The sequence below is a fragment of the Rhizobacter sp. LjRoot28 genome, from assembly GCF_964253025.1.
Taxonomy (GTDB): domain Bacteria; phylum Pseudomonadota; class Gammaproteobacteria; order Burkholderiales; family Burkholderiaceae_C; genus Rhizobacter.
The window spans coordinates 3,254,237-3,280,905 of the sequence record NZ_CAXUQC020000001.1; the positions used below are offsets into that span (position 1 = coordinate 3,254,237).

General features: G+C 68.7%; 30 protein-coding genes and 1 pseudogene. 19 read left to right on the forward strand and 12 right to left on the reverse strand.

The features are described 5' to 3' along the window. The first annotated feature begins 43 nt into the window (after positions 1-43). Positions 44-415 (forward strand): cupin domain-containing protein, encoded by a 372-nt coding sequence (locus ACSQ2F_RS14880; RefSeq protein ID WP_436024124.1) that lies wholly within the window; start codon positions 44-46, stop codon positions 413-415. 154 nt (positions 416-569) lie between these two features. Here ACSQ2F_RS14880 and ACSQ2F_RS14885 read toward each other — a convergent pair whose 3' ends face one another. Beyond that, positions 570-854, reverse strand: a complete 285-nt coding sequence (locus tag ACSQ2F_RS14885; protein WP_436024126.1) for a hypothetical protein — start codon at positions 852-854, stop codon at positions 570-572. Between the two features lie 129 nt (positions 855-983). Beyond that, on the reverse strand, positions 984-1,448 hold the full coding sequence (locus ACSQ2F_RS14890; protein ID WP_436024128.1) for a RidA family protein: 465 nt from the start codon (positions 1,446-1,448) through the stop codon (positions 984-986). Between the two features lie 242 nt (positions 1,449-1,690). Here ACSQ2F_RS14890 and ACSQ2F_RS14895 point away from each other — a divergent pair, with 242 nt between their 5' ends. The 3 genes from ACSQ2F_RS14895 to ACSQ2F_RS14905 are packed head-to-tail and all read left to right on the forward strand — an operon-like array spanning position 1,691 to position 4,598. Then, positions 1,691-2,212 carry a TRAP transporter small permease gene (locus tag ACSQ2F_RS14895; RefSeq protein WP_436024130.1) on the forward strand — a complete coding sequence of 174 codons (522 nt, stop codon included), beginning with the start codon at positions 1,691-1,693 and terminating at the stop codon, positions 2,210-2,212. Continuing rightward, the gene (locus ACSQ2F_RS14900) at positions 2,209-3,507 is read left to right on the forward strand and encodes a TRAP transporter large permease (protein WP_436024132.1); all 1,299 of its coding nucleotides are present in this window, start codon (positions 2,209-2,211) and stop codon (positions 3,505-3,507) included. The genes ACSQ2F_RS14895 and ACSQ2F_RS14900 overlap by 4 nt, the downstream gene beginning before the upstream one ends. Positions 3,508-3,560: 53 nt before the next feature. Then, entirely contained in the window at positions 3,561-4,598 is a 1,038-nt protein-coding gene (locus ACSQ2F_RS14905; RefSeq protein WP_436024134.1) for a DctP family TRAP transporter solute-binding subunit, read from the forward strand. A gap of 62 nt (positions 4,599-4,660) precedes the next feature. On the opposite strand, the gene ACSQ2F_RS14910 is transcribed toward ACSQ2F_RS14905, so the two are convergent. Then, positions 4,661-5,344, reverse strand: a complete 684-nt coding sequence (locus tag ACSQ2F_RS14910) for an SDR family NAD(P)-dependent oxidoreductase (RefSeq protein ID WP_436024136.1) — start codon at positions 5,342-5,344, stop codon at positions 4,661-4,663. A 239-nt stretch (positions 5,345-5,583) separates the two neighbouring features. Between ACSQ2F_RS14910 and ACSQ2F_RS14915 the strand changes: the two genes are divergently transcribed. Continuing rightward, a protein-coding gene (locus ACSQ2F_RS14915; RefSeq protein ID WP_436024138.1) for an IS3 family transposase occupies positions 5,584-6,860 on the forward strand; the annotation gives its coding sequence in 2 pieces (ribosomal slippage) (positions 5,584-5,914 and positions 5,914-6,860; 1,278 coding nt in all). Between the two features lie 27 nt (positions 6,861-6,887). On the opposite strand, the gene ACSQ2F_RS14920 is transcribed toward ACSQ2F_RS14915, so the two are convergent. From ACSQ2F_RS14920 to ACSQ2F_RS14945, 6 genes are all read right to left on the reverse strand, one after another. After that, the gene (locus tag ACSQ2F_RS14920; RefSeq protein WP_436024140.1) at positions 6,888-7,112 is read right to left on the reverse strand and encodes a hypothetical protein; all 225 of its coding nucleotides are present in this window, start codon (positions 7,110-7,112) and stop codon (positions 6,888-6,890) included. A gap of 169 nt (positions 7,113-7,281) precedes the next feature. Beyond that, the gene (locus ACSQ2F_RS14925) at positions 7,282-7,557 is read right to left on the reverse strand and encodes a hypothetical protein (protein WP_436024142.1); all 276 of its coding nucleotides are present in this window, start codon (positions 7,555-7,557) and stop codon (positions 7,282-7,284) included. A 75-nt stretch (positions 7,558-7,632) separates the two neighbouring features. After that, positions 7,633-8,061 carry a hypothetical protein gene (locus tag ACSQ2F_RS14930; RefSeq protein ID WP_436024144.1) on the reverse strand — a complete coding sequence of 143 codons (429 nt, stop codon included), beginning with the start codon at positions 8,059-8,061 and terminating at the stop codon, positions 7,633-7,635. A 115-nt stretch (positions 8,062-8,176) separates the two neighbouring features. Beyond that, on the reverse strand, positions 8,177-8,431 hold the full coding sequence (locus tag ACSQ2F_RS14935; RefSeq protein ID WP_436024146.1) for a hypothetical protein: 255 nt from the start codon (positions 8,429-8,431) through the stop codon (positions 8,177-8,179). Between the two features lie 213 nt (positions 8,432-8,644). Next, positions 8,645-9,301: a hypothetical protein gene (locus tag ACSQ2F_RS14940; protein ID WP_436024148.1), complete on the reverse strand. Its 657-nt coding sequence runs from the start codon at positions 9,299-9,301 to the stop codon at positions 8,645-8,647. Positions 9,302-9,368: 67 nt separating this feature from the next. Beyond that, positions 9,369-9,617 carry a DUF3297 family protein gene (locus ACSQ2F_RS14945; protein WP_436024150.1) on the reverse strand — a complete coding sequence of 83 codons (249 nt, stop codon included), beginning with the start codon at positions 9,615-9,617 and terminating at the stop codon, positions 9,369-9,371. Between the two features lie 208 nt (positions 9,618-9,825). Here ACSQ2F_RS14945 and ssuE point away from each other — a divergent pair, with 208 nt between their 5' ends. The 8 genes from ssuE (at position 9,826) to ACSQ2F_RS14985 (ending at position 16,448) form a co-directional block, all read left to right on the forward strand. Further along, a complete protein-coding gene (gene ssuE, locus ACSQ2F_RS14950) occupies positions 9,826-10,449 on the forward strand; it encodes an NADPH-dependent FMN reductase (protein ID WP_436024152.1) in 624 nt (207 codons plus the stop codon). Between the two features lie 133 nt (positions 10,450-10,582). Next, on the forward strand, positions 10,583-11,593 hold the full coding sequence (locus ACSQ2F_RS14955) for a sulfonate ABC transporter substrate-binding protein (protein WP_436024154.1): 1,011 nt from the start codon (positions 10,583-10,585) through the stop codon (positions 11,591-11,593). Next, a complete protein-coding gene (locus tag ACSQ2F_RS14960) occupies positions 11,590-12,582 on the forward strand; it encodes an aliphatic sulfonate ABC transporter substrate-binding protein (protein WP_436024156.1) in 993 nt (330 codons plus the stop codon). The genes ACSQ2F_RS14955 and ACSQ2F_RS14960 overlap by 4 nt, the downstream gene beginning before the upstream one ends. Before the next feature lie 29 nt (positions 12,583-12,611). Continuing rightward, entirely contained in the window at positions 12,612-13,781 is a 1,170-nt protein-coding gene (gene ssuD, locus ACSQ2F_RS14965) for an FMNH2-dependent alkanesulfonate monooxygenase (protein ID WP_436024158.1), read from the forward strand. A 10-nt stretch (positions 13,782-13,791) separates the two neighbouring features. Further along, positions 13,792-14,625, forward strand: coding sequence for an aliphatic sulfonate ABC transporter permease SsuC (ssuC, locus tag ACSQ2F_RS14970; protein ID WP_436024160.1), 834 nt, complete (start codon positions 13,792-13,794; stop codon positions 14,623-14,625). Positions 14,626-14,645: 20 nt separating this feature from the next. Then, entirely contained in the window at positions 14,646-15,554 is a 909-nt protein-coding gene (locus ACSQ2F_RS14975; protein WP_436024162.1) for an ATP-binding cassette domain-containing protein, read from the forward strand. 76 nt (positions 15,555-15,630) lie between these two features. Further along, a complete protein-coding gene (locus ACSQ2F_RS14980; RefSeq protein WP_436024164.1) occupies positions 15,631-15,849 on the forward strand; it encodes a TOBE domain-containing protein in 219 nt (72 codons plus the stop codon). 8 nt (positions 15,850-15,857) lie between these two features. Continuing rightward, positions 15,858-16,448, forward strand: coding sequence for an RBBP9/YdeN family alpha/beta hydrolase (locus ACSQ2F_RS14985; protein ID WP_436024166.1), 591 nt, complete (start codon positions 15,858-15,860; stop codon positions 16,446-16,448). 73 nt (positions 16,449-16,521) lie between these two features. Here ACSQ2F_RS14985 and ACSQ2F_RS14990 read toward each other — a convergent pair whose 3' ends face one another. Next, positions 16,522-17,352: a hypothetical protein gene (locus ACSQ2F_RS14990; protein ID WP_436024168.1), complete on the reverse strand. Its 831-nt coding sequence runs from the start codon at positions 17,350-17,352 to the stop codon at positions 16,522-16,524. 117 nt (positions 17,353-17,469) lie between these two features. On the opposite strand from ACSQ2F_RS14990, the gene ACSQ2F_RS14995 reads away from it, so the two are divergent. Both ACSQ2F_RS14995 and ACSQ2F_RS15000 read left to right on the forward strand, forming a co-directional pair. Continuing rightward, positions 17,470-18,336: a cupin domain-containing protein gene (locus ACSQ2F_RS14995; RefSeq protein ID WP_436024170.1), complete on the forward strand. Its 867-nt coding sequence runs from the start codon at positions 17,470-17,472 to the stop codon at positions 18,334-18,336. Positions 18,337-18,460: 124 nt separating this feature from the next. Continuing rightward, positions 18,461-18,670: a dodecin gene (locus tag ACSQ2F_RS15000; RefSeq protein ID WP_436024172.1), complete on the forward strand. Its 210-nt coding sequence runs from the start codon at positions 18,461-18,463 to the stop codon at positions 18,668-18,670. Between the two features lie 28 nt (positions 18,671-18,698). Here the strand turns inward: ACSQ2F_RS15000 and ACSQ2F_RS15005 are convergent, their stop codons facing one another. Beyond that, positions 18,699-21,149, reverse strand: coding sequence for a Lon protease family protein (locus ACSQ2F_RS15005; protein ID WP_436024174.1), 2,451 nt, complete (start codon positions 21,147-21,149; stop codon positions 18,699-18,701). 348 nt (positions 21,150-21,497) lie between these two features. Here ACSQ2F_RS15005 and ACSQ2F_RS15010 point away from each other — a divergent pair. After that, positions 21,498-21,605, forward strand: a pseudogene (locus ACSQ2F_RS15010) (translation elongation factor Ts); the annotation flags it as partial. 320 nt (positions 21,606-21,925) lie between these two features. Then, positions 21,926-22,426, forward strand: a complete 501-nt coding sequence (locus ACSQ2F_RS15015) for a hypothetical protein (protein WP_436024176.1) — start codon at positions 21,926-21,928, stop codon at positions 22,424-22,426. 231 nt (positions 22,427-22,657) lie between these two features. On the opposite strand, the gene ACSQ2F_RS15020 is transcribed toward ACSQ2F_RS15015, so the two are convergent. Then, positions 22,658-23,920 carry a response regulator gene (locus ACSQ2F_RS15020; protein ID WP_436024178.1) on the reverse strand — a complete coding sequence of 421 codons (1,263 nt, stop codon included), beginning with the start codon at positions 23,918-23,920 and terminating at the stop codon, positions 22,658-22,660. 239 nt (positions 23,921-24,159) lie between these two features. Between ACSQ2F_RS15020 and ACSQ2F_RS15025 the strand changes: the two genes are divergently transcribed. After that, positions 24,160-26,112 carry a hybrid sensor histidine kinase/response regulator gene (locus ACSQ2F_RS15025; RefSeq protein ID WP_436024180.1) on the forward strand — a complete coding sequence of 651 codons (1,953 nt, stop codon included), beginning with the start codon at positions 24,160-24,162 and terminating at the stop codon, positions 26,110-26,112. A 355-nt stretch (positions 26,113-26,467) separates the two neighbouring features. Further along, positions 26,468-26,662 (forward strand): hypothetical protein, encoded by a 195-nt coding sequence (locus tag ACSQ2F_RS15030; RefSeq protein WP_436024182.1) that lies wholly within the window; start codon positions 26,468-26,470, stop codon positions 26,660-26,662. Positions 26,663-26,669 lie beyond the last annotated feature (7 nt).

Here is a 26,669-nt window from a genome sequence, read left to right on the forward strand (position 1 = left end):
CATGCCAGGCCATGGCAGACTGTGCGCTTTCGAGGTGCCTGCCGTGCATGAAGTCGTTTCACCCGCGTCCGTGGCCGCCGGCCTGTCGGAGCACTGGTCGCCCCGGGTCGTCGCCGAACTGGACGATTCGTTCGTGAAGGTGGCCAAGGTCCAGGGCTCCCTGGCCTGGCACAGCCATGACGATGAAGACGAACTCTTCTTCATCCTCAAGGGATCCCTCACCATCGAGATGGAAGACCGCACGGTGGTGCTCCGCGAGGGCGAAGCCTTCGTCGTGCCGAAGGGCGTGCGCCACAACCCGATCGCCGAGCAGGAGTGCCACATCATGCTCATCGAGAAGAAGTCGACGCTGCACACCGGCCGCGAGGTGACTGCCCGGACCCGCAGTCTGGCGGAGCAGCTGCGCCCGGTCTGAGCGCCTTTCGCACGGGGACTTCGACGCGGTCGGAGTTGGTCGCTCCATCAGCGGGTGAGACCACCGCTCCGGGAACCTATCAGACCTCCGCCCGCCACCCGCAATGCGGAGGGCACGGGCGACCAGCCGGGACGGTCCGGAGCATGATCGGAAGTCACCGCTCCTTCCATTCACGAACAGCGTCGACCGAACGCTCGGACCAGCCCGATGGCAGCGGCGCTTGCTTCCACTGCCGCATCAGGGCGGCATTGCGCACGTCCGAAGCCAGCGCATTCAGGAAGCGCTCGCCCTCGAGTGCGTAGGCTGCAACCTGGTCCTCGTTGAGCCTTACCGTGGCGCTGAACGAGACGGCCCCGTGCTCGATCAGCACGTCGAGGAACCGCTCGGCGCCGTCCTCGAAGAGGAACCAGGACCACGGTGCTTCAGCAACGACCTTCATTCCGGCTCCGTCCTTGATTGCATGCGCCGCCAGCGTGCAGTCCGGGCCGAGTCGGCAGCTCACGCGCGCCCCGGTGCCAGACCCCAATGCCACTTCCGGCTCGTCGATGGCTCGGCACCGCTGGCGGGCTTACGCCGGCTCGAACGCTACCACCGCCTCAATTTCCACCGCGAACCCCCGGGGCAACGAGCCGACACCAACCGCGGATCGGGCGTGCTCGCCGCGTTCGCCCAGCACGGCCACGAAGAGGTCCGAGCAGCCGTTGATGACCTCGGTGTGCCCGGTGAAGTCGGGCGTCGCGTTGACCATGCCCAGCAGCTTGACCACCTGCGTGACCCGATCGAGCGAACCGAGCGCCTCCTTGATCTGCGCCAGCAGCAGCAACCCGACCTGTCGCGCATGCTGCTGCGCCTCTTCGACCGAGACCTCCGCGCCGACCTTGGGCACCTTCGTCGCGGGCTCGCGCAAAGGCCACCCCTTGCCCGACAGGTAGAGCATCGAGCCGGCCATGACGTAGGGCCTGAAGTTCCCGCGGGGCTTGGGCAGTTCGGGCAGCTGCAGGCCGAGCGAGGCCAGTCGTTCATCCACGGTCATCGTGTTCCTTCGAGGTCGTTGGCAAGGCGGGGAGTGTCCGGCATCCGGGCAAAGGCTGCAGGCGAAGGGGCGAAGCCAGGGCCCGCCCGACGAGGCAGCACCCGTACTCCTAGGGCATGTCCTGAAGGGACGGGCCGACCACCGGGCGATAATTGAACGTCGCGCGGATCCGACGGGCCCGCGGTCATCCGCCGGGCGCGCGGTGGCCCGCGCCGTTCGCTCCTCCGACCATTGCGTAGTCCATGTCCACCTCCGCGCCCGACGCCGAAGCGTCCCCCGCCCCCGAACCCCGCTCCCTGCGCCTCGAAGACTGCCTCATCGTCGGAACGATGGCGGCCCTGGCGCTGGTCACCTTCGCCAACGTGCTGGTGCGCTACTTCACCAGCGCCTCCTTCGCCTGGACCGAGGAGATCTCCGTTTTCCTGATGATCGTGCTCGCGCTGGTCGGCGGCTCGGCGGCCGTCGCGCGCCAGTTGCACATCCGCATCGAGTTCTTCGCCGACGGCGGCTCGGAGCGGCGGCGCCGCACGCTGGCCCGGTTCGGTGCGGCGATGGTGGCGCTGCTGTTCGGCCTCATCACGGTGCTCAGCGTGCGGGTCGTGTGGGACGACTACCGCTTCGAGGAGACGTCCCCCGGCATCGGAGTGCCCCAATGGTGGTACTCGATCTGGCTGCCGGTGCTGTGCGCCCTGACCACCGTGCGCGCCCTGCAGGTGCTGGCCCGACTGCGGGGCCGGCCTTCGTCGCCGAGGGCGCCGCTGTGATCGTCGCCCTGTTGTTCATCGCCTTCCTCGGCATGATGTTCCTGGGCGTGCCCATCGCGGCCGCACTGGGACTCGCCGGGGCGGCAACCATCGCGCTGGCCAACGCCGAGGTGCCCTGGTTCGGCTTGCTGGCCGTGCCGCAGAACTTCTACGCCGGCCTCGGCAAGTACCCGCTGCTGGCCATTCCCATGTTCGTGCTGGTCGGCTCGATCTTCGATCGCTCCGGGGTGGCACTCCGGCTCGTCAACTTCGCCGTCGCCATCGTCGGGCGGGGTCCCGGGATGCTGCCGTTGGTCGCCATCGCCGTGGCCATGTTCCTTGGCGGCATCTCCGGTTCCGGTCCGGCCACCGCAGCGGCCGTGGGGGGCGTGATGATCGCGGCCATGGCCCGCGCCGGCTACCCGGCGGCGTTTTCGGCAAGCGTCGTGGCCAGCGCTGCAGCCACCGACATCCTCATCCCTCCATCCGTCGCGTTCATCATCTATTCGGTGCTGGTTCCGGGCGCTTCCGTGCCGGCCCTGTTCTCGGCCGGCATGATCCCCGGCGTGCTGGCAGGCGTCGCGCTGATCATCCCCGCCGTCTGGTTGGCGCGGCGCCACAAGATGGGTGGCGCCGAGGCCGAGTTGCCGCGTCCGCCCTTCTGGCGCAGCCTGCGCGAGGCCTCGTGGGGGCTGGCTGCACCGGTCGTGATCCTGGGTGGCATGCGTGCGGGCTGGTTCACGCCCACCGAGGCGGCCGTGGTCGCGGTGTTCTATGGGCTCTTCGTCGGCATGTGCGTTCACCGCACCATGGGCGTACGCGACCTGTTCGTCGTGCTGCGCGAGGCCGGCGAGTTGTCGGCGGTGATCCTCATCGTGGTGTCGCTCGCCGGGGTCTTCGCCTTTTCGCTGTCCACGCTCGGCGTGATCGACCCCATCACCCGGGCCATCGTCGAGTCGGGCCTGGGCGAGCGCGGCGTGATGGCGCTGCTGATCGGGCTGCTGCTCGTCGCCGGCATGTTCCTCGACGGCATCTCCATCTTCCTGATCTTCGTGCCGCTGCTGATGCCGATCATGCAGCACTACCAGTGGGACGTGGTGTGGTTCGGCGTGGTGCTCACGCTCACGGTGGCCATCGGGCAGTTCACGCCGCCCATGGCGGTGAACCTCATGGTGTCGAGCAAGATCGCCGGTGTGCGCATCGAGCAGACCACGCGCTGGGTGCTGTGGTTCGTCTTCGCCATGACACTGGCCATGCTGCTCGTCGTGGCCTTCCCGCAGCTCGCGCTCTGGCTGCCCGCCAAGCTCGGCTATTGAAAGGTCCACGTCCCTGCTCGTCCGATCCCCTTTCCTTCAACCGGTGGCCAACCATGAAACTGCGTACCTTCCTCGCCTCTGCCGTCGCTGCGGCAGCCGCCCTCGCCTTCACCTCGCCGGCCGTCCATGCCCAGGCGGCGTACAAGAGCGAGTACCGCATGTCGCTGGTGCTGGGCCCCGCCTTCCCCTGGGGCAAGGGCGGTGAACTGTGGGCGGCCAAGGTGCGCGAACGCACCCAGGGCCGCATCAACATCAAGCTCTACCCCGGGGTGTCGCTCATCCAGGGTGACCAGACGCGCGAGTTCTCCGCGCTTCGCCAAGGCGTGATCGACATGGCGGTCGGCTCGACCATCAACTGGTCGCCGCAGGTCAAGCAGCTCAACCTCTTCTCCCTGCCCTTCCTGTTCCCGGACTACGCCGCGGTCGACGCCGTGACGCAGGGCAGCGTGGGCAAGAAGATCTTCGGCCTGCTCGAGAAATCCGGCGTGGTGCCACTCGCCTGGGGCGAGAACGGCTACCGCGAGGTGTCCAACTCCAAGCTCGCGATCAAGTCGCCGGCCGACCTCAAGGGACTGAAGATCCGCGTGGTCGGCTCACCCCTTTTCCTCGACACCTTCACGGCGCTGGGCGCCAACCCGACGCAGATGAGCTGGGCCGACGCGCAGCCGGCCTTCGCCAGCGGCGCCGTCGACGGCCAGGAGAACCCGCTGGCCGTGTACCAGGCGGCCAAGCTGCACAACGTGGCGCAGAAGCACATCACCATCTGGGGCTACGTCAACGACCCCTTGATCTTCGTCGTCAACAAGGAAGTCTGGAACAGCTGGACGCCGGCCGACCGCGAGATCGTCCGCCAGGCCGCCATCGACGCCGGCAAGGAAGAGATCGCGATCGCCCGGCGCGGCCTCGTCGAAGCCGACAAGCCGGTGCTCAAGGAGATTGCCTCCCACGGTGTCACCGTGACCCAGCTCAGCCCCGCCGAGCGCGAGGCCTTCGTGAAGGCCACGCAAAGCGTGTACGCCAAATGGAAGGGCCAGATCGGCGCCGACCTGGTGAGCGAGGCCGAGAAGGCGATCGCCGCGCGCAAGAAGTAAGGTGCGGCCGAACCCGTCGGCGGCCTGCCGGTCGCCGGCGAGTCCACTGGGCTCCGATGGGCTCAGCGGCCGAGCACCAGATGGCGCCCATGCAGCGCCGTCCCGCCGTCTCCCAACAGGAAGCGCACCGCCTCGGCCGCCTCGGCGAGCGGCGTCCACGCGCGCGTGTCGGCGCCCGGCATGGCCGCCCGATTCGCCGGTGTGTCGAGCACCGAGGGCGCAAGGCTGTTGACGGCGATGCCCTCATCGGCCAGTTCGGCATCCAGCGATTCCACCAGGCGCTGCAAGGCCGCCTTCGACGCGGAGTAGGCTCCCTTGAGGGCATCGCCCCGGGCCGCCGCAGCCGCTGACACCGCGACCACCCGCCCGCCACCCGCTGCTCGAAGGAGCGGGGCAAAGTGCGTTGCCACATTGACGAACGACCACGCGTTCAGGTCCATCAGGCGGTCCCACATGTCGCGTGACAGCCCATGCACCGGCTCACCCATCTCGAAGCCTCCGGCCACATGCACCAGCGCGTTCACACAGGCGAAGCGGCGAGCCACGGCGGCGGCCGCCTCGGCCATGGCCGCCGCATCCGTCACGTCGGCAGCGAGACACACGTCTTCGTCACGCCCGACCGGCACTGTGCGGTCGATGCGGACGAGTGCGACACCCGGCGCGGCGAGCGCCTCACAGACCGCCGCGCCGAGCGCGCCGGCCGCGCCGGTGATGACGATGACACGCTGAGTCGAGGAAGGGTTCATGCGGCACTCCGGAACGAGGGCCGTATCGTGGCACAACGCAGCGGCTGACGGCGATGCAGGTGTTGTCGGTCAAGGTTGATGCGCCTCCTGCGGAGTTGATGGCTCGCTCCGAGGATCGCGAGGGACCGCTTCTGGAAGCGGTTAGATCTCCACGTCGTGAATCTCCCGACTGAGCTGGCCCCCTGAATGACGGGACGCAGCCTATCGCTTATCTTACGGATAGGAATAGGACTGTGAGTATGACTAGGCATACGGAGACCATCGAGGTCATCACGAGGGACCAGCGCCGCAGGCGTTGGTCCCTGGTCGAGAAGGCCGCGCTGGTGAAGCGCACGTACGAGCCCGGCATGAGCGTGTCGCTCGTGGCCCGACAGGAAGGCGTGTCGGCCAGCCTGCTGTTCCAGTGGCGCAAGCTCGAACGGCAAGGTGCTCTGACGGCCGTCTCCGCCGGCGAGGCCGTGGTCCCGGCGTCGGAGCTGGCCGCGGCGCGGGTGGAGATCGCGAAGCTGCAGCGCGTGCTCGGCAAGAAGACCTTGGAGAACGAGATCCTCAAGGAAGCAGTGGAGTACGCCGCCGAAAAAAAGTGGATTGCGCGCTCGCCCTTGTTGCCCGGGGACGAGGAATGACGCGCGTGTGCGAGGCACTCGGTTTGGCGCGATCAAACGTTCATGCACGCGCGAACCGATCCGAGTCGTGGGCCGATGGCCGCACGCAGCGAACGCCCGACACCGACGAGCAGTTGCTGACGGACATCCGCGAGCAGATCGCTGCGTTGCCCAGCTACGGCTATCGGCGCGCTTGCGCGCTGGTGAACCGCCAACGCGCGAGGGTCGGCGGAGCGCGCGTGAATCCAAAGCGCGCGTACCGCGTGATGTCCGGCAGCGGGCTGCTGCTGCCCAGAGCCCCAAGGCGTCGCCAGTCCAGCAGGCCTCATGAGGGCAAGGTCGCGGTGCCGGCGAGCGATCTGCGCTGGTGTTCCGACGGGTTCGAGATCAAGTGCGACTCCGGCGAGACGGTGACGGCGACCTTCGCGAAGGACTGCTGTGATCGAGAGATCCTTGCCTTCCGCGCGTGGAACGGCAAGGGCCTGCCTGGCGAGCCGGTCTGCGAAATGCTCATCGAGGCCGTGGAGAAGCGCTTCGGCAGCGTTGAGGCGATCCCTGCCACGCACACGCTGGAGTTCCTCAGCGACAACGGCAGCGCGTACATCGCTCACGCTACGAGGAACGTGGCCAGGTCGCTGGGACTCAAGCCGATCAACACGCCGGTCTGCAGCCCTCAGAGCAACGGCATGGCCGAGAGCTTCGTGAACACGTTCAAGCGCGACTACGTCAGCCGGATGGACCTGAGCGATGCCGTCGTCGTGCTGGCGCAGCTTCCGGCCGCGTTCGAACACTTCAACGAGATACACCCGCACTCGAGCCTCAAGATGAAATCGCCGCGCGAGTTCAGGCGGCACCTTGCTGAGCAATCCCGCCGCCCTCAGCTCGAACAACCGGCGCGACATTGCGCATAGGCTGCGTCCGGGAATGCAGGGGCAAGATCACTTCACCACCACCTGACCCCACGTTTCCCATCCCAGCAAGAACGACTGGTAATCAGGTTCATCCGCGTCCCGTTCCTGTAGGCGCTGCGTTTCAGCACGGTGCACCTCCTCCGGGATGAGCGAGTCATCGAAACAGGCGAGGTAAACAACGCGTTGCCCAGACGGCGCGAGCGCGCGCTCTAGGACAAGGCTGGGTAGGCAGGCGCGCAGTTCCTCGCGCAAGCGATCCGAATCTGTGGGCAAGGCGAGCCTCCCTGGCTCTTGTGGTCTTAAGACGTACCGCCACTTAGTGCGACACGCGGCATTTGTGCCGAAAGATACCAGACGCATAGAGCGCGGCTTTTGACGACGGCGGGAGGAGAGAGGGTTCCTGCCTAACGCGGTGAGAAAATCACAGATTGCAAGTTCGCGCTGAGTCGGCGACGCCGAGGCCGTCGAGAGAGAGTTCGATGAAATGGGCCTGTGCTCGCAAGCGTTCCAGCGATTGCTGCAGCCCCACGGTTTCGGTCTTCTCGTAACCTGCCCCGAAGTTGGCTCCATCAACGGTCACGCCTGAAAGGTCTTCACCAGAAAGGTCCACGCCGGGGAACTGGCGTTCCGCTAGGTCGTAGCGACGCATGAGCTCTTCGCGAGACGCCGGCACTTCGAATGCGGAACGAACGTTCATGGGCCGATTGCAGCCCGGTGCCAACGACCTCTTCCGCTGCCTTGCGGCCGGCAGGTTCAGCCTGAAAGCGGCCGCTCAAGCGCAAGTTGAGTACCTCGCCGCGAGGCCGTCGAGCGTTCTGACCAACTCTTCGAGGCCAGCCCACTGCGCAGGCAGTTCATCGAGCCAGACCAGGGTCAAATTGCTAAAGAAGGACGAAACCTTGAGGGTGTGGGTAGTCGGGTGGAACGCTGGATATTCCTGTGGGACCATACCCACCTGTGCTGTTCGCAGCAACCCAAGCACGTTGCAGGCATCCGTGGACGCCAGTTCAATATCTGGTCCCTGTCGCGTGTCCTCAAGCGAGGGGGACTGCATCCAGTCCGTTCCTTGAAATCTGCGGCTCCAGAGCCGGGCGCGAGCGCCAGCCGTCTGTTCGTGAATCTCTACCATCACGTAAACGCACCACTGGTCTGGCCGCTCGAACGGGGCGGAGGTCTTGTACTCGAGAACGTAGCTGTTCATGACGCGGCTCGGGGATGGTCTCCGATCGTACCTGCGACCCGGAGGCGATGTACGCCGCCGCCGACCTGCGGCCGGCCGCCTCAGGCTGGAAGCAGGCGTTCGAACTCAGCGGCTCTCAGCCGAGCCGGTTCGCATACGACTGCAGCAGCGGCAGCAGCTCGCGATACGCGGCGACATGAGCATCGGAACCTGAGTGGCGAGCGGCCCGTGCCTTGAAGAAAAGCTCTGCCCGAGTTTCTTCAAGCGTGGAGCGTTTCGCTGCCCGCGCGAACCCGGCGGCCGCCTCAAAGGACCCGTACACCTCGTACGCGTTGAACGACATCGCGAAGCGAAAGATGGCTTCTTGATCGTCGGCTGCGGGCAGTTCCATGCGGTCTATAGGGCGGGTGAGGCGCACATTGTCACTCGGATCATGTCCGCTTCCGCTGCAAAACAGCCACTCGGATCAGCGACTAGGAACCTGCCTGGTCGCAAGATCAGGAACCAGGAACCGCACGTCCCGACAGGACCTCACCGCTGCTGCGCAGACGGATGCGCGCGAGATCATCAGCATGTCGTCAACGATGAACGGCAACCGCGGGCATCAAAGCGCCCCGGTCTGGTCCATCGCGCCCCAGACCTCGATCGCCTGAACCATCTCGTCATCACAGCCATGGTCCGAGATGGCAGCCGCGCGCGTGGCGAGCAGATGCGACAGCAGCAGCGACACGGCGCGGCGCTGCGCCGGTGAGCACCACCGGAGGAACTTGTTGTCGGCGCCCGCGTAGGTGAGATGGAACAGCAACTGGTCGCCATACCAGCCCTGGTCATGCCACGCCGCGGGCATCAGGGCGAAGCGCGCGAGCGTCGGGAACAGGTAGCCGATGCCCTCGCCGTCACAGAAGTTGAGCGGGTCCCAGCCGGCATGGCCGAGGTCCTCGCGTCGAATGGTCTCGCGGGTGCGCGCCCTGAGCGTGTCGTCATGCTCCCGGCACTCCTCGCAATGCGTGAAGTCGGTGAAGTGCTCCGGCTTGCCGATGGGGGCGAAGGCCTCGGTCACCTCGCGAAGCGCCGCTTCGTCCGCCGGGCTGCCGGGCCACGCCGCGGCGCAGGCGTGGAGGTGCGCGAGCCATGCAGCGGCTTCCTTGGCGGCGCAAGGCACGGCCTGCAGGAGTTCCTGTGCCGCGAGGGTGGGCGAGCCACCGGACAAGGCCTGGACGACCCGTTCGAAAAGCACGGGGCCGACGACCAACTGAGGCACGAGGACCCTGCATGCGTGGCAGGGACGGAATGCCGACGCCATGGCAGCGAAGCGGCCGTTGACGGGCTCAGCGGTAGAACGCTTCGACCTTGCCCTTGAGCTTGATCATCACCGGTTGGCCCTTGCGGTCGACCGTGCGGCCGGCGGGCACGCGCACCCAGCCTTCGCTGATGCAGTACTCCTCCACGTCGAAGCGCTCCTTGTCGTTCAGGCGGATGCCGATGTCGTGGGCGAACACGGCGGCCACGTGGTGCGGGCTGCGCGGATCGATGGAGAGGCGGTCGGGGAGCGGCGGAGCCTGCGTCGTGTCGTTCATGGTGGTTCGGCGGGAAACCGGAAATGCGTGAAACCGCCATTTTGATCCAGCCGCCCGCGACGCGAACGCGCCGCGCCGGGAACCGGTCGCTCGCTCCATCCTTCGCCCACCCGTCGATCACCCGATATGCATCTGCGAATCGCTTCGTTGGCTGGCGACGTGCGCCGTCCTATCGTGAGCCCACCTCACCACCGCAGCGACCACCACCATGCAGATCCTGAGCCTCTCCGGCAGCCCATCGACTCCCTCGCGTTCGGCATGGATGCTGCACTTCGCACAACAGCACCTGGATCCGCAGACCCAACGCAGCCGGCACGTGGCACTGCGGGACCTGCCCCCGCAGGCCCTCGTCACCGCCGACACCCGTGACCCCGCCGTCAGCGCGGCCCTGTCGGCCGTCGCCGAGGCCGAGGTGCTCATCGTCGCCACCCCCATCTACAAGGCGGCCTACAGCGGTCTGCTGAAAGTGTTCCTCGACCTGCTGCCGCAAGACGGGCTGCGCGGCAAGACCGTGCTGCCACTGGCGACCGGCGGCAGTCTGGCCCACCTGCTGGCACTCGACTACGCACTCAAGCCGGTGCTGTCGGCGCTCGGAGCACGCGACATCCTCGACGGGGTGTTCGCGACGGATGCCCAGTTGGTCTCCGACGGCAAGGGCAACTACACGGCCGACGCGGCGCTCGCGACGCGGCTCGAGCGGGCCCTCGCGCCACTGCAGACGCGCGCGCAAACGCGAGCACAGGTGCCCGAGGCCTCGCGGGCCGACCTGCGCAGCCTGACACCGCCGGCCGTGATCCTCGCGCCCCCCGAGGGCCTGCGCTGTCCCGCCTGATCGGCGACACAGCGTCAGCAATCCAACGCCATTGACCTCGCCCGACCGCCTGACTGGCGGCCGGTGGGACCGGCTCGCCCTTCGAACGCCGAACGGCGCCGGACCCGAACCCTTCGACAGGAAAGACACCACGATGAACGCTTCGACCTTGCCCCGCCGCCATGCGCTTGGCGCGTTGGCCGCCGCCCTGGCCGTTGCCGGACTGGGCTTCGGCTCGGCGCCCACGGCCCATGCCCAGACCCGCCCCACCACGCTGCGCATCGGCTTCCAGAAGTACGGCACCCTCACGCTCCTGAAAGCCCGCGGGGACCTCGACCGCCGCCTGGCCGCGCAGGGCATCAGCGTGCGGTGGACCGAGTTTCCCGCCGGCCCGCAGTTGCTCGAAGGGCTGAATGTCGGCTCGGTGGATTTCGGCACCGTCGGGGAGGCGCCGCCCATCTTCGCGCAGGCCGCCGGGGCCGACCTCGTCTATGTGGCCAACCAGCCGCCCGGGCCGGCCGGCGAGGCGATCATCGTGCCGAAGGACTCGGCGCTGCGCAGCGTGGCGGACCTGAAGGGGCGCAAGGTCGCGCTCAACAAGGGATCCAACGTCCACTACCTGCTGGTCAAGGCGCTGGAGAAGGCCGGCCTGCGCTACACCGATGTGCAGACGGTCTTCCTGCCGCCCGCCGACGCCCGGGCGGCGTTCGAGCGGGGCAGCGTCGATGCGTGGGTGATCTGGGACCCGTTCCTCGCCGCGGCCGAACGGCAGATCGGCGCGCGCCAGCTCGCCGACGGCACGGGCCTCGTGTCGAACCACCAGTTCTACCTCGCAGCCCGTCCGTACGCCGAACAACATCCGCAGGTGATCGCAGCCATCGTCGAGGAACTGGCCCGCCTGGACGGCTGGGCCGAATCGAATCCGGCTGCGGTCGCGGCGCTGCTCGCGCCGCAGATCGGGCTCGACGTCGCCATCACCGAGCAGGCGGCGCGCCGATTTGCCTACGGCGTGCGCGCCATCACGCCCGAAGTGGCCGCCGAGCAGCAGAAGATTGCGGACGCCTTCCATGCCTTGCGGCTCATCCCGAAGCCGATCCGCATCGCGGACGCCCTGCCGCGCGCCCGCACCACGGCCGCCGCACCGGCTACCGGAGCCGCGCGATGAGCGCGCCATCCGTCATGACCCGCCGCGCCGCCCTGCGCATCCTGTCGCTCACCGCGGCCAGCTGGCAACTGGCCCCGGCGCGCGCCGCGTCCCCAGCGACCCCCGCCCTGCCCGAGTTGCGCATCGGCTTCCAGAAGGGGTCGGTGAACCTGGTGGTGCTCAAGCGCCAGGGCTGGCTGGAAACGCGCCTGCCCGCCACGCGCGTGCAGTGGATCGAGTTTCCGGCCGGACCGCAACTGCTAGAGGCCCTGGCCGTGGGCAGCATCGATTTCGGCGCCACAGGGGACTCGCCGCCGGTCTTCGCGCAAGCGGCCGGCAAGGTCCTGCACTACGTGGGGGCCGAGCCCTCCAAGCCGGACAGTTCGGCCATTCTCGTCAAGCCCGACTCGCCGCTGCGCACGGTGGCCGACCTCAAGGGCCGCCGCATCGCATTGCAGAAGGGGTCGAGCGCCCACTTCCTGGTGCTGCAGGCGGTGCGCCGTGCCGGCCTCGCCTGGCAGGACATCGAGCCGGTGTACCTGCCGCCCTCCGATGCGCGCGCCGCCTTCGAGCGCGGCGCCGTCGATGCCTGGGCCATCTGGGACCCCTACTACGCGGCCGTGGAGGTGAGCAGCACGGTGCGGGTGCTGACAACCAGCCGGGGTCTCACCGGCAACAACAGCTTCTACCTGGCATCCCGCCGGCTGGTGGAGCAACCGGCCGCCTTGCAGGCGCTGTTCGTCGCGCTCACCGAGGCCGACGCCTTGGTGCAGGCCCGGCGCGACCAGGCCGCGCGGCTCTACAGCGAACTGTCGGGCCTGGGGCTGCCGGCCGTGGAGCGCATGCTCGAGCGGCGGCCGGCATCGCCCGTCGGCCCGCTGACGCCCGCACTGCTCGAAGAACAGCAGCGCGTGGCCGACGCCTTCACCCAGCTCGGCCTCATTCCCCGCCCGATCCGCATCGCCGACGCCGTGTGGTCGCCATCCCGCGCCATCGCGTCCCGTTCCTGAATCACTGCATTGCCTGAGCGAGACCCACCATGAAGATTCTCTGGTTCATCCCCACCCACGGCGACTCCCGCTACCTGGGCACCACGCGCGGGGCCCGCGCCGCCAGCTTCGACTACTTCAAGCAGATCGCGATCGCCGCCGACAGCCTGGGCTACGAAGGCGTGCTCATCCCCACCGGCCGCTCCTGCGAGGACTCCTGGGTGATTGCCTCCAGTCTGATCGATGCCACGCGGCGCCTCAAGTTTCTCGTCGCGCTGCGCCCGGGCCTCGTGGCGCCGGCGCAATCGGCCCGCATGGCCGCCACGCTCGACCGCCTCTCGGGCGGCCGCCTGCTGGTCAACCTCGTCACCGGCGGTGATGCCGATGAGCTCGCCGGTGACGGCCAGTACCTGCCGCACGCCGAACGCTACGAGCAGTCGTCGGAGTTCATTCGCATCTGGCGCGAGATCCTTGCGCGTTCCCACGACGGCGAGACGCTGGACTTCAAGGGCAAGCACCTGTCCGTCGACCGCGCCAAGCTGCTCTACCCGCCCGTGCAGCGACCGCATCCGCCGGTGTTCTTCGGCGGCTCGTCGGAGGCGGCACACGAGCTGGCGGCCGAGCAGGTCGACACCTACCTCACCTGGGGCGAGCCGCCCGAGGCCGTCGCTGCGAAGGTGGCGGACGTCCGCCGGCGCGCCGAGGCGCGCGGCCGCAGCCTGAGCTTCGGCATCCGCCTGCATGTGATCGTCCGCGAAACCGAGGACGAGGCCTGGGACGCCGCCCGCGAGCTGGTCTCGCACCTCGACGAGGCCACGGTCGCGGCCGCGCAGGCGAAGTTCAGCCAGATGGACTCCGTCGGCCAGCGCCGCATGGCCGAGTTGCACCAGGGCCGCTTCAACCGGGCCAATGTGCGCGAAGGGCTGGAGATCGCACCGAACCTCTGGGCGGGCGTCGGCCTCGTCCGCGGCGGCGCAGGCACCGCGCTCGTCGGCAACCCGCAGCAGGTGGCGGATCGCATCAAGGAATACGCGGCACTGGGCCTCGATCATTTCGTGCTGTCCGGCTACCCGCACCTCGAAGAGGCCCATCGCTTCGCCGAACTCGTCTTCCCGCTGCTGCCGATCTCGCTGCGCGAGAAGCTGCCGGGCCAGCTGCTGACCGGCCCCTTCGGTGAAGTGGTGGCCAACGGCGACGTGCCCCGCGTTTCACAAAGCTGAGGAGCCGAACATGACCGCATTGACCGCCTCCGACGCCGCCCTCACGGCGCCACCACCGGTCGCCGCCCGACGACTCCACGGCTTGCGCCAGCGGGCGTTGCCGTGGGCCTTGCCGGTGCTCATCGTCGCGGCCTGGGAGCTCGCCTCCCGCGCCGGCTGGCTGTCGCCCCGCATCCTGCCGGAACCGTGGGCCGTCGTCACGGCGTTCTGGAACCTGCTGCGCTCCGGCGAACTCGGCCAGCATGTGGCCGTGAGCACCGGCCGCGCGCTCGCGGGCCTGGCCATCGGCGGGGGCCTGGGCCTCGTGCTGGGGCTGCTCACCGGCAGCTTCCGAACCGCCGAGACGGTGCTCGACACCACGCTGCAGATGGTGCGCAACATCCCGGCCCTCGCCCTGATCCCCCTCGTGATCCTGTGGTTCGGCATCGACGAGACGGCCAAGCTGTTTCTGGTGGCCGTGGGGGTGTTCTTCCCGATCTACCTCAACACCTTCCACGGCATCCGGTCCGTGGACCGCGGCCTGATCGAGATGGCGCGCAGCTACGGGCTCGAAGGCGCCGCGCTCTACCGGCACGTGATCCTGCCGGGCGCCCTGCCCTCCGTGCTCGTGGGCCTTCGCTTCTCGCTCGGCCTGATGTGGGTGCTGCTCATCGTGGCGGAGACCATCTCGGCACAGGCGGGCATCGGCTACCTCACGATGAACGCCAGAGAGTTCCTGCAGACCGACGTGGTGCTCGTGGGCATCGTGCTCTATGCCCTGCTCGGCAAGCTCGCCGACACCCTGGCTCGCGGCCTCGAGCGGCGCTGGCTTCCCTGGCACCCCGGCTATCGGGGTGCTGCATGACGACGTTGAAGGAAGCTTCCATGCTGACTGTTCCCCGCGCCCTCGGACCCGCCGCCCTGCGCCAACCGGAGACACCGTCCCCTCGCGCACCTGCCGCCTCGCCGGCCGATGCCGACCGCCGCGCGGCCCCGGCTTCGGCAACCCGCGGCGTCGCACTTCACCTGTCGGGCGTTGCCAAGCGCTACGGCGCGCGGCCGGTGCTGGACGACATCCACCTCGACGTGACCCCGGGCGAGTTCATCGCCGTGGTGGGCCGCAGTGGCTGCGGCAAGAGCACGCTGCTGCGGCTCGTCGCCGGCCTCGAGCAGGCCGACGGCGGCCAGATCCTGCTCGACGGCCGGCCGCGCGCGGCGGCCGGTGACGCCATCCGCATCATGTTCCAGGATGCGCGGCTGCTGCCCTGGAAACGGGTGCTGGACAACGTGGCGCTGGGGCTTACCGGTCCGGACGTGCTCGGGCGGGCGCGCGAGGCACTGGCCCAGGTGGGCTTAGCCGAACGGGCGGACGAGTGGCCCGCGGTGCTGTCGGGCGGCCAGCGCCAGCGCGTCGCCCTGGCCCGCGCCCTGGTGCACCGGCCACGGCTGCTGCTGCTCGACGAGCCGCTCGGCGCACTGGACGCCCTGACCCGCATCGAGATGCAGCAACTGATCGAATCACTGTGGCGCGAACACGGGTTCACCGCCCTGCTGGTCACCCACGACGTCGGCGAAGCGGTCGCCCTGGCCGACCGCGTGTTGCTGATCGAAGGCCAGGAGGTGGCACTCGACCAGGCGGTCACGCTGCCCCGGCCACGCGCCCGCGGCCAGGCGGCACTCGCAGCGGTGGAGGAGCAGATCCTGCAACGGGTGCTGCACAACCCGGCCGGCGACGAACCGCCGCCTGCCGCGCCCGACTGGCCTGCGCCGCACGCATGGCGCTGGGCGGTATGAACCCGCCCGCCTCACGCGCCGAACCCATTTCTCATCTCGCCTTCATCGGCACCTTTCGACCCCACAGGAGCATTCCATGACCATCGCCGCCATCAACGTTCGCAACCAGTTCCGAGGCACCGTTCGGGAGATCATCGAGGGGCCGGTGGTCTCCGAGATCGACGTCGAGACGGCCGGCGGGCTGATCGTCACCTCGGTCATCACCACGCGCTCGGTCAAGGACCTCGGCCTGGCCGTGGGCAAGCCGGTGATCGCGCTGGTGAAGTCGACCGAAGTCTCCATCGCCACGCTGTAGGAGGTGCCATGAGGCAGCGTGAGGGGGTGCGACTGCTCATCGTGCCCGGGCTGCATGGCAGCGGCGAGGCGCACTGGCAGACCTGGCTTGAGGCCCGGTACCGCGGCGCCCGGCGGGTGGAGCAAGCCGATTGGAGCGTGCCGGACCTGCCCGCGTGGTCCGCACGCATCGCCGAAACGCTGGACGCGGCCCCCGGCGTGCGTTGGGTGGCCGCCGCCCACAGCTTCGGCTGCCTGGCCCTCGCGCACCACCTCGTCACCCATCCCGCCAGCGCGGTGGCGGCCGCGTTGCTGGTCGCCCCCGCGGCGCCGGCGCGGCTGGGGGTCGAGGCGATCACGCCGCGCACCCGGCTCGCACGGCCCGGCATGGTCGTCGGCAGCGACACCGATCCCTGGATGAGCGCCGGCGAGGCCCGGACGCGGGCGCGGGAATGGGGCCTGACCTATCGCCACCTTGGCGACGCCGGCCACATCAACACCGAAGCCGGCTTCGGCCCCTTGCCACCGGCACGCCAATGGATCGACGCGCTGGTGCGCCGGCTCGAACGCGACGCCCGCGTCACCCGTGCCGACGTCCGGGAGTTCGCCTTCGCGGTCTGATTCGCTGCGCCGCGACGGCGCGATGGCGCGCCGCCGCGACCGTCGCTCCAGCGCCGTGGCCGGGCACTGCAGGTCAGCGATCCACCTGCCCTGGCAGGGACAGGTTGCCCGACGCCACCTTGAACACGTCGACCACGCACAGCAGCGGCGCATGCACGCTGGCGTTGACCCGCAGTGCGGCGGTCACGCCATCGAAGCGCGCGCCCTTCACCGCACCGAGGTCGTCGAAGGGCACCCGCACCTCGACTTGGCCGGCCTTGAAGACGGGGCTCCACCCGGGGCTGTCGATCAGCAGCGGCAGGCCCGGCCACGTCTTGGGCAGGCGCGGACGCGTGCCCTCGGGAATGTCGCCCACCTTCAGGGCGCCGGGACCGCACTGCGCATCGGGTTGCAGCACCACCCAGTGCGAATGCCAACGCTTGCCGTCATTGCCCGTGTCGCCGTCACCGTCCTCGTCGAAGAGCGGCGTGTCGTCGAAGTCGGGGTGGGAGGTCACCGCGAACGCCAGCGTGCCGGCGCCCGGTTCGAACCCGACCACGGCCGGGTCCAAGGTCGTCGGCCACACGTACGAGAACACGGTGCTGCCGGCCAGCTGCCCGTGCCGACCGGGGCGTTGGGCGCCCGCGCGGCCGGACACGGCCATGTGGAACACGGCCGTGTTGCCTTCAGTGCGAATGCGGGTGTGGACGATGTCGAACGGCGCCTTGACCGCCGCCGCGGGCTCAGAGGCGATGCCGCCGGTATGCGCACCGTCGTGGGCCTGCGCCGACACACCGGCCAGCATCGCCCCGCCGACCAGCGCAGCCTTCAAGGCCACGCCATGGCGCGAACGCCGCGGACGCATGGGTCGAACCGGGTCGAGGGTCGCGTTGCAGGGGCAAGGGTCACGGAGGGCTGCGGACATGAGCGTCTTTCGAAGGTTGAGGGTGGAAGCCGATCGCGTCGGCCTGGATGCCAGTGTCGCGGCGGCTGCCGTATGATCTGCATCCATTCGTCCACATTGCTTACCTGATCGTCCAAGATGCCGCCCCTCGACCCCGCGCCACTGGACCGCCTGTCCGCCGTCCTCGACCGCTTCCGCGTGCGGGCCAGCCTTTTCCATGCCGGTGCGCTGTGTGGCGTCACCCACTTCGACGCGCGCCCGGGACGCGCTTTCCTGCATGTGCTGCGCGACGGGCAGCTGGAGGTTCGCCACAAGGCGCGCAGCGGCGCACCGCGGCGCCTCGTCGTCACCGAACCTACCCTGCTCTTCTACCCACGCCCGCTGGAGCACGACTTCCACAACCCGCCGCGGGAGGGAGCCGATTTCGTGTGCGCCACGCTCGACTTCGAAGGCGGGGCGGCCCATCCGCTCGTCCAGGCATTGCCCGCCGTCATCGTCCTGCCGTTGCGGGCGGTCGACGGCCTGGAGGCCACCCTGGGCCTGCTCTTTGCCGAAACGGTGCGGGTGCGTTGTGGCCAGCGGCTGCTGGCCGACCGGCTGTTCGAGGTGCTCGTGCTGCAGCTGCTGCGCTGGCTGGTCGACCACCCGGAGCAGGCCGAGGTGCCGCCGGGCCTGCTGCTCGGTCTCGGGCACCCGCGGTTGGCCAGGGCGTTGACCGCCCTGCACGAACACCCGGGTGCCAACTGGTCGCTCGCGGCCATGGCGCAAGTGGCCGGCATGTCGCGCAGCGCCTTCGCCGAGGCCTTCAAGGCCCAGGTGGGTTGCCCGCCGGCGACCTACCTGCTGCAGTGGCGCGTGGCCCTCGCCCAGTCGATGTTGCGGCAGGGACGCAGCGTGAAGGAGGCCGCCGATGAGCTGGGCTATGCGAGCGCCGCCTCGTTCTCGCGCGCCTTCACGCAGCAGGCCGGCCAGCCCCCCACGGCGTGGCGGCAAGTGCAGGCCTGACGTTCCTCATGGGCAAGCGCCCGGCGCTTGGCACGGCCGGGGAAGCGGCGTAGGCTGGCTCCGGCTCGGGACCGACGTCTCGAGGCTGGTCCATCCCCGTCCCCCCACTCCGCAGGAAGCTGCCATGGCCAACCACGTCTACAAGCTCATCGAAGTCGTCGGATCGTCCACCTCGGGCACGGACGACGCCATTCGCAACGCGATTGCCGCCGCGGCCAAGACGGTGCGGAACATCGACTGGTTCGAGGTGGTGGAGACGCGCGGCCATGTGCAGGACGGCCAGGTCGCTCACTTCCAGGTTACGGTGAAAGTGGGCTTTCGCCTCGAACCCTGAGCACGGTGAACGGCGCCGAGCCGGGTGCTCAGCGCCGCCGCGTCTCGTCGAGAAAGCGCGACTGCATGCGCTGCGAGTGCGAGCTGCGCCGCCAGTCCGTCGATTCACAAGCGCGCCGATACGCCAGCAGCGCCGACTGGGCACGTCCCAGCACGCTGTCGGCCGGATAGCCGTGCTCCTGACGTTCGCCATAGGCATGGCCGGTCAGCAGCGCCATGCCCTCGCCGACCGTCTCGGCGGTATGCACATGGAAGCGCCCTTGCGCCACGGCCTGCACGACCTCGCCTGACAGCATCAGGTTGCGGCGGTTGCGCCTCGGGATCAGCACGCCCTGCTGCCCGTCGAGCCCGAGCAGCTCACAGGTCCGGAAGTAGCCTTCGATCTTCTCGTTGATGCCGCCCACCGGCAGCATCTCGCCATGCTGGTTGAGGGCCCCGGTGACGGCGATGCCCTGGCGCAACGGAAGGCCGGACAGGGCCGACAGCAGCGCATAGAGCTCGGCGCACGAGGCCGAGTCGCCCTCCACGCCGTTGTACTCCTGCTCGAACACCACCGAGGCGTCCAGCGCCAGCGGTGCGACGTGGGCAAAGAGGCTGGCCAGGTGCCCCTGCAGGATGAGCACCCCTTTGTCATGGATGGGCCCCGACAACTCCACCTCCCGCTCGATGTTCAGAAGGCCCTCCTCGCCGGCGTAGGTCGTGGCGGTGACACGCACAGGGAGGCCGAACTCATGGTCGCCGAGGTCGACGACCGAGAGGCCGTTGACCTGCCCGACCGTCTCGCCGCCGACCTCGATCAGGCGGTCGCCGTCGACGATGGCCTGCTGAAGGCGCTGCTCAGGGTAGTCGTTGCGGTGGCGGCGGGCGTCGAGCGCGGCCTGCACGTCCTCGACGTCGACGCTCGTCGCGCCCCGACCCCGGGCATGGGCGGCGCTCTCCAGCACCAGCGCCTCCGAGCGGCCGAAGTGCGCACTCTGTCGTGACTGGTCCTCGGCGTCGCGGTGGGTCTGTTCGATGATCCGGGCGACTGCCCCGGCCGTGAAGTGCGGCAAGCCGAGGCGGTGGCACGCGTGCGCCACGAAGATGGCCGTGGCATGGTGCGTCTGCGGCGTGGCGGTGAAGCGGTCGGCGAAGTCCACCTTGCAGCGGAAGTGCCGGGTGAACTCCGGGTCGCCTTCCTGCACGACGTAGTAGTCCTCGACCGAGGCGACGAGCACGATCTTCACGTCCACGTCCACCGGCTCGGGCTGCAGGGACACCGCCGCAATGGGCGCCAGCACCATGCCCGGCTCCTCGATCTGCAAGCGCCCGCTGCGCAGGAAGCGGCGCAGCTTCTCCCACACCTGCGGGTCGGCGAGCAGGTCGCGCAGGTGCAGCAGCAGGTAGCCGCCGTGGGCCTTCAGGAGGCTGCCGGCGCGCACGCGCGAGTAGTCGGTCACCAACACATCGTTCTCGGAGGCGTACTCGACGCTGCCGAAGAGATTCCGGAAGAGCGGGTTGTCTTCGGTGATGACCGGCGCGCCCGTCTGCCCGTGGTGATCGACGACGATGTTCACGCCCAACCGGGCGATGAGCGCGGCCAGGGCCGGCAGCCGCAGCTCGTCGGCTTCGCCCGCGGGCTGGAAGAGTTCCAGGTTGTCGAGCACGGCGTCGCGCAGTTGCTCCAGATGGCGGCTGAGTTTCACCCAGTCCTTGATCTGCTTGCGCAGCCCGTTGCGGATCGTCGCCAGCTCCTGCTCCAGCAGCGGCCGGATCAGCTGTCGGCGAAGCGCGGCCAGTTGTTCGTTCACCGCGAGTTCGCGTGCATGACTGCGTTCGAGGAAGCGACTCACCTCGCCGCGCAGCGCCGCCTCGGCCGCCTCGATGGCCTGTCGCTGTTCCGGCGCGAGCGCCTGGGCCGCCTCGGCCGTGAGGGGTTGCCCCGCGGCGTCGTGCTGCACGAAGACCATGCGCCCCTCTTCGCGGGCCAGGCCGAAGTTGCGGGCGGCGGCGTAGGCGCTGAGTTCCGCATAGGCACGGTCTTCCTCGGTACGCGCCAGGGTCTCGATGCGCTCGCGATCGACCACCGCCTCGCTGGCCAGCAGGCGCTTGGGCACCTCGGCCTGCAGGCGGCGCGCCAGATCGGCCATGAGCTGGCGCAGCAGGCGGCCCTCGCCGGCCGGCAGTCGCAACGCGCGCGGACGCTCGGGTTCCTCGAAGTTGTGCAGGTAGCACAGGTCGGGCGGGACGGCCCGCCGGGCGGCCTGGTCGCGCATCATTCGCGCCATCAAGGAGCTGCGGCCGCTGCCGACGTCGCCGAGCACGAACAGGTTGTAGCCGGGCGCATCCATCTGCAAGCCGAAGCGGGCCGCCTGCTCGGCGCGTTGCTGGCCGATCCAGGGCAGGGGCAGGTCGACCAGCTCACGGGTGTCTTTGAACCCGAGCGCGGCGGGGTCGACGCACAGGCGCAACTCGGCAGGGGTCACGGTGGCAAGGGGCATGGGCGGGTCTGGAAGAGGTCCGGACCATTGTGCATCCGGCCTCATGTCTCAGGTCTCTGTCTCTGCTCGGTCTCACGCCGCAGGCCTCCCGCGCCATCGGGCCCGACTACGCCGCTGCGTGCGTCAATCGCGCCGCCTGCGGCCGGCGAAGTCACTCGAAGACACGCCTGGGCGTGCCGATGTCCAGGGTGGGACCTGGTCGTTTGGAAGATTCTCAATTGCTGAACTCAAAGGGAGCATCTGGAGCCGACTTAGGCATGAGCACTCGAAGCCCCACCTGGCAGGCCCCATGCTTGGCTCCGCAGGGCCGTGACCGGTCTGGCGGCTCTCGCAACGAGGTGTCTCCCCAAGCGGATCGAATGCTCGGTGCAGAATTTCCTGAAGGAAGTCAGCCTCTTCAACCAGGTCTTCGTCAAGGCCGCCGATGGCAAGCAGACCGTCGAGCAGCATCTGAAGGGCACGGCCGGCAGCTGACACTGTTTCAGCGACGCCCGATTCGGCAGGTCGGGTGGAATGACCCAGGCGTTAACGGCACATGGCGCCGGCCGGCGCCCGACTGAAGGATCAGAACTATCGCTACTTTTGCTGACCGCCGCGCTCCGAATGTGGAGCGCGAGCACCGCCTAAACTCGCGGCGTTGCGGTCCAGCCAGTGTGGGATTCGGCCTACCCACGTCATGGTGCAGCACCGATGGAACGCCGTGCACGGAGGGCTCAGACTTCGCCAAACTGCTGCCCTTGGGGAAACTCATGCGTCTTGCCAGCCACGCAATTTTCTTGACATTCGCAGCCTTGCTCGCGGGCTGTGCCGCGCCCAAAGCCATTGACGGAAAAGCCCTCGCCCAAGACGAGGGCCTGGTCATCCTGAGCGTCGTGTCCAACCAGCCTGGCGGGCTCCACTATGAGGAAGCCTCGCTGTCGGCCCTGGAGAGCGCAGCGATGTTCATTGGCAAGAAGATGTGGGTAGACGTCCGTAGAACGCAAGCGCCCCAGCTGGTAGTGTTTCCGGCAAAGGCAGGGGAGTACCGCGCCCACAGATTAAAACTGGGTGACGCGTACGTGAACTTCAACGGTCGAACGGTGACCGTGAAAGCGGGCGCCGCCAACTACATCGGCCGGGTCCGTATCGAGCGCATGACATTGCGAGGCTACTCGTTCGCCGAAAGCTACGAGGTCGCGGAGGACAAGCCAAAGTACGAGGCTCGCTATCCAGGCTATGCAGCGCTACTCCCGTTCGAGGACGGGTTCGCGCGTCGCGGGTCCGCACCCGAAAAGTAGGCTGGGCGGCGCCGGCGTCACGCGTGGGGAACCGGAGTTCCTAAGGTAGACGACGGGTCGGTATGAAGTTGTTCACTCAGTGTCGGTCCAGCATCGACCAACCCGGCGGGCGGCCTGTCGCAGCCCCGATAGCGAAGTGACCGAACCAGGTTCCATACGTCCTCCGCCCGAAGCGGCCGCCTGTCGGCAACGCTGCGGTGAACGACCCTCACGAGGACGTGCGTGCTGACCTCAGCCCAGGGCCACGCCCTTGAGGGCCCGCTCGACCGCGGTCTTGAGCTTGCCCACGTGAAGCGGCTTGGGCAGGTAGGCATCCAGGCCATGCTGGGCCGCCTCGGCCGCGCTGCCACTGGCGGTGACGGCCACCACCGGGAAGGGGGTCAGGCCGCCGACCCGCTGGGCAGCCTTGATGCGCCGGGTGGTTTCGTAGCCGTCCCACCCCGGCATCTCGATGTCCATCAGGACCAGCGCAGGTTTCTCGCGAGCGCAGCGGTCGAGCGCCTCCTCGCCGGAAGCCGCTGTGACGGTGCGATAGCCGAGGATGCGCAGCAGGCCTTCGGCCACCAGCAGGTTCACCTCGTTGTCGTCGACGACGAGCACCAGCGGCGCTTCGGGCTGCTTGAGCGGCAAGGGGCGCGAGGCGCCCGGGTCGGCGGGCGCGAACTGGTGCGACAGGTCCCAGAGCTCCGAGGGCAGCATCGGGATGACCCGGACTTCCTCGTCGCCCAGGTGTCCGCCGATGGCCGCCGAGCCGGCCGGCACGGCAAAGATCACCTTCGGGCTGCCCGGGCAGGACTGCCGCAAGCGCAGCGCATCCATTTCCGAGAGTTGGTCGGACTCGAAGAGGACGATGAGGGACGGCGGATGCACGAGGCCCGTCTGCACCACGTTCAGAACGTCGCTGCACCGCTTGAAGATGGAGACGTCCCAGCCGAAGCGCCGGAAGCGTCCGGCAGGCCCCTCGGCCGCCTGGGGGAGCGAGTGCACGAGGAACACCGGTTCGCCGTCGACATAGGGTGCCGGCGCCTCGCGCAGGCGCCCCGGTCCCTCGAAGGTCAGTTGCACGAGCGCCGCCGACGCGGACTCTCGCGCCACCCGCAGCGTGGCGCCGGTGAAGGGACAGGCGCTCACGCTTTCGTCGGCCGAGGCCCCGGGCTTGCAGTCCAGGCGGTCCAGGACCGCCGCCACGGCGGCGCGTGAGACCAGTTCCCCCGAGGCGATGACGTTCAGCGTGAAACGCACGCCCAACCCGTCGATGGACGCCTCGGTCTTCGCCAGCATCACCATCGTGCCGCGCGCGAGCAGGTCCATGCCGGCATACATGGCCCGGTGCATGCTGCGCAGGTGCGCCTCGACATTGCCGAACATCTCGGACGGTGCCCCCAGGTGGTCGAAGTACACCATGTAGTGCTTCGAGATGGCCTGAGCGAGCACGGGCCGCGCCGCCAGGGTGACGAGCTCGCCAAAGTCGAAGGTGGCTGCGGGGGCGTCCATGGAAATCGGAATTGCGGTACGGCTGGCAAGCGCGTGCGGTGGAAACCCACGAATGTACTCTCCCGCGCGGGGGTCGGGCAGCCACCTGCCCGGGGGCGGCGACCGTTCGTCGGCCGTCCGTCCGCATGCCACCGAGGCGCCTCCGAAAGGCCGGTTCTCGCCCAGCTTGCACACCGGTGCGCACACCGCTTGCCATCGGCTCTGCACGTGTCACCATGCGGGTCTCGAGCCAGCCGATCATGGAACCCCCACCGAACGACGCCGCCAACGACCCGAAGGCCGCACCGCTGCCCGGTGCGCCCGAGGGGCTGCAGGCCATGCTCGATGGCCTGCCCGACGCGTTCTTCATGATGGATCGGGCATTCCGCTTCACGTTCGTCAACCGCATCACCGAGCAGTTGCTGGGCGTTCCGCGCGAACGCCTCATCGGACAGGTGGCCTGGGACCTGTTCCCCGCCTCGGCCGGCGGCATCTCGGAGCGCGAATATCGGCGCGCCATGGACGAACACGTGCCGGTGGCCTTCGAGGAATACCACGAACCGCTGGGGATCCACGTCGAGGTGCGCGCGTTCCCGGATGCCGACGGCATCGCCGTGTTCGTGCGCGACGTGACGGCTGAGCGCCGTACGCTGCAGCGGCTCCACCTGCTCGACATGTGCGCGCAGAACCTGAGCGACGTCGTCATGATCACCGATGCCGATCTCGACCGCCCCGGACCGACCATCATCTACATCAATGCCGCCGCCGAGGAGATCACCGGGTATCGGATGGACGAGCTCATCGGCAGGAGCCCGCGGATGCTGCAAGGTCCCGACACCGACCCGGCCGCCCTGCATGCGTTGCGCAAAGGCCTCGACGCTGGCGAACGGGTCCGGGCCGACCTGCTGAACTACCGCAAGGACGGCAGCCAGTTCTGGGTCGAGATGACCATCTCGCCCGTCACCGACTCGTCCGGGCGGCGCAGTCACTTCGTCGCGGTGCAACGCGACATCACCGAGCGCAAGCAAAACGAATCGACGCGGCGTGAGCTGGAAGCGCAGTTGCGCCAGGCACAGAAAATGGAGTCGATCGGCACCCTCGCCGGGGGCATCGCCCACGACTTCAACAACATCCTCAGCGCCGTGCTGGCCAACGTCGAGTTCGCACGCGCCGACCTGCCGCCTGACAGTCCCGCGCTTGCGCCGCTCGGGCAGATCCGGCACGCCAGCGTGCGTGCACGCGCGCTCGTCCAGCAGATCCTTGCCTTCGGCCGGCGACAGGTGCAGCAGCTCGTCGACCTGCCGCTCGCACCGATCATCGAAGGCGCCGTCAACCTGCTGCGGTCGACCCTTCCCGCCAGCGTCCGTCTGGACATGCGCCTCACGCGCGCGCGGCTCGCCGTCACGGCCGATCCCAATCAGTTGGAGCAGGTGGTGCTGAACATCTGCACCAATGCCTGGCATGCGCTCGACGGCCGACCCGGGGTCATCGAAGTCGGACTCGATGAAGCGCCGCCACGGTCGTCCAACCTCGAAGGGCAAGCCGCCGAGCCGCCAGGTGCATGGGCGCACCTCTGGATCCGGGACACCGGCTGCGGCATGGACGAGGCCACGCGAGCGCGGGTCTTCGAACCGTTCTTCACCACCAAGCCGGTCGGACAGGGCACGGGCCTCGGCTTGCCCGTCGCCCACGGCATCGTGGCCGCCCATGGCGGTTCCATGGCGGTCGAAAGCGCGCCGGGTCGAGGCACGACCTTCCACGTCTACCTGCCGTCTCATCTCGGTGCCGAGGCCGAAGGGGAACCGGATCTTCTGGCGAGCGACGCGCCGGTGCACGGGCACGGCCAGCGCGTGCTCTACATCGACGACGACGAGGTCGTCGTGCTCATGGCCGAGCAGTTACTGTTGAGGCAGGGCTTCCACCCGACCTGCGTCAGCCGTCCGCGCGACGGCGTGGCCGCGGTCGCCAAGGATCCAAGCGGATTTGACGTCGTCGTCACCGACTTCAACATGCCGGAGATGTCGGGGGCCGACGTCACGCGCGCCGTCAAACGCATCCGGCCCGACATGCCGGTGATCATCACCTCGGGCTACCTCACCGACGAACAACACGCGCTGGTCCGGCAACTCGGTGCCATCGGACCCATGAGCAAGCAGAACAGTTTCGAGGAGTTGGGCGCATGGATCGTGCGCGCCACCATGGCGCACGCGTGAGCACGTGCAGGGCCGGCAGGCGCGCGGTCGCCGCGATGCACGTCGACGCGACGAATGGGCAATCTGGCAAGGACCGTGAGGCCATGGGACCACGAATGGGCCCGGTTGCCTACAATCCAACCATGCTCACGATGACCCTCTGCCCCCACGGCGCGCCGGCCTTGCCGCGCTGCGCAGCGCCGCATGCCGCGGCCTGGGCACGGCATGCGCGTCGCCGGTTGACACCCGCACATTCCTGAGCCCGGCGGTCCGCTTCTCTCCCCCCAAAGCGCAAACCTCCACCGCCGGGCCACCCTTCGCGCAGTAGCGAATGCCGTCCCACCGGGGCGTCGTTCGCCCACGATGGAGTGCTTCCATGCCTGCACGCTTCAGCGCCGAGCGCACGCTCGCCGACCTGCGCCTCGACTTCGAGGGCCGGAACGTCACGGGCTTCCTGAAACGCCTGCGCGTCCATGACCGCGCGCCAAGCGCGGCATCGGTTCGCGTCACGGTGACGCCACCGGTCCATCAAGGGCTGCGTCGCGGTGTCACACCGCGCCTTGCGGGCTGACGCTCGC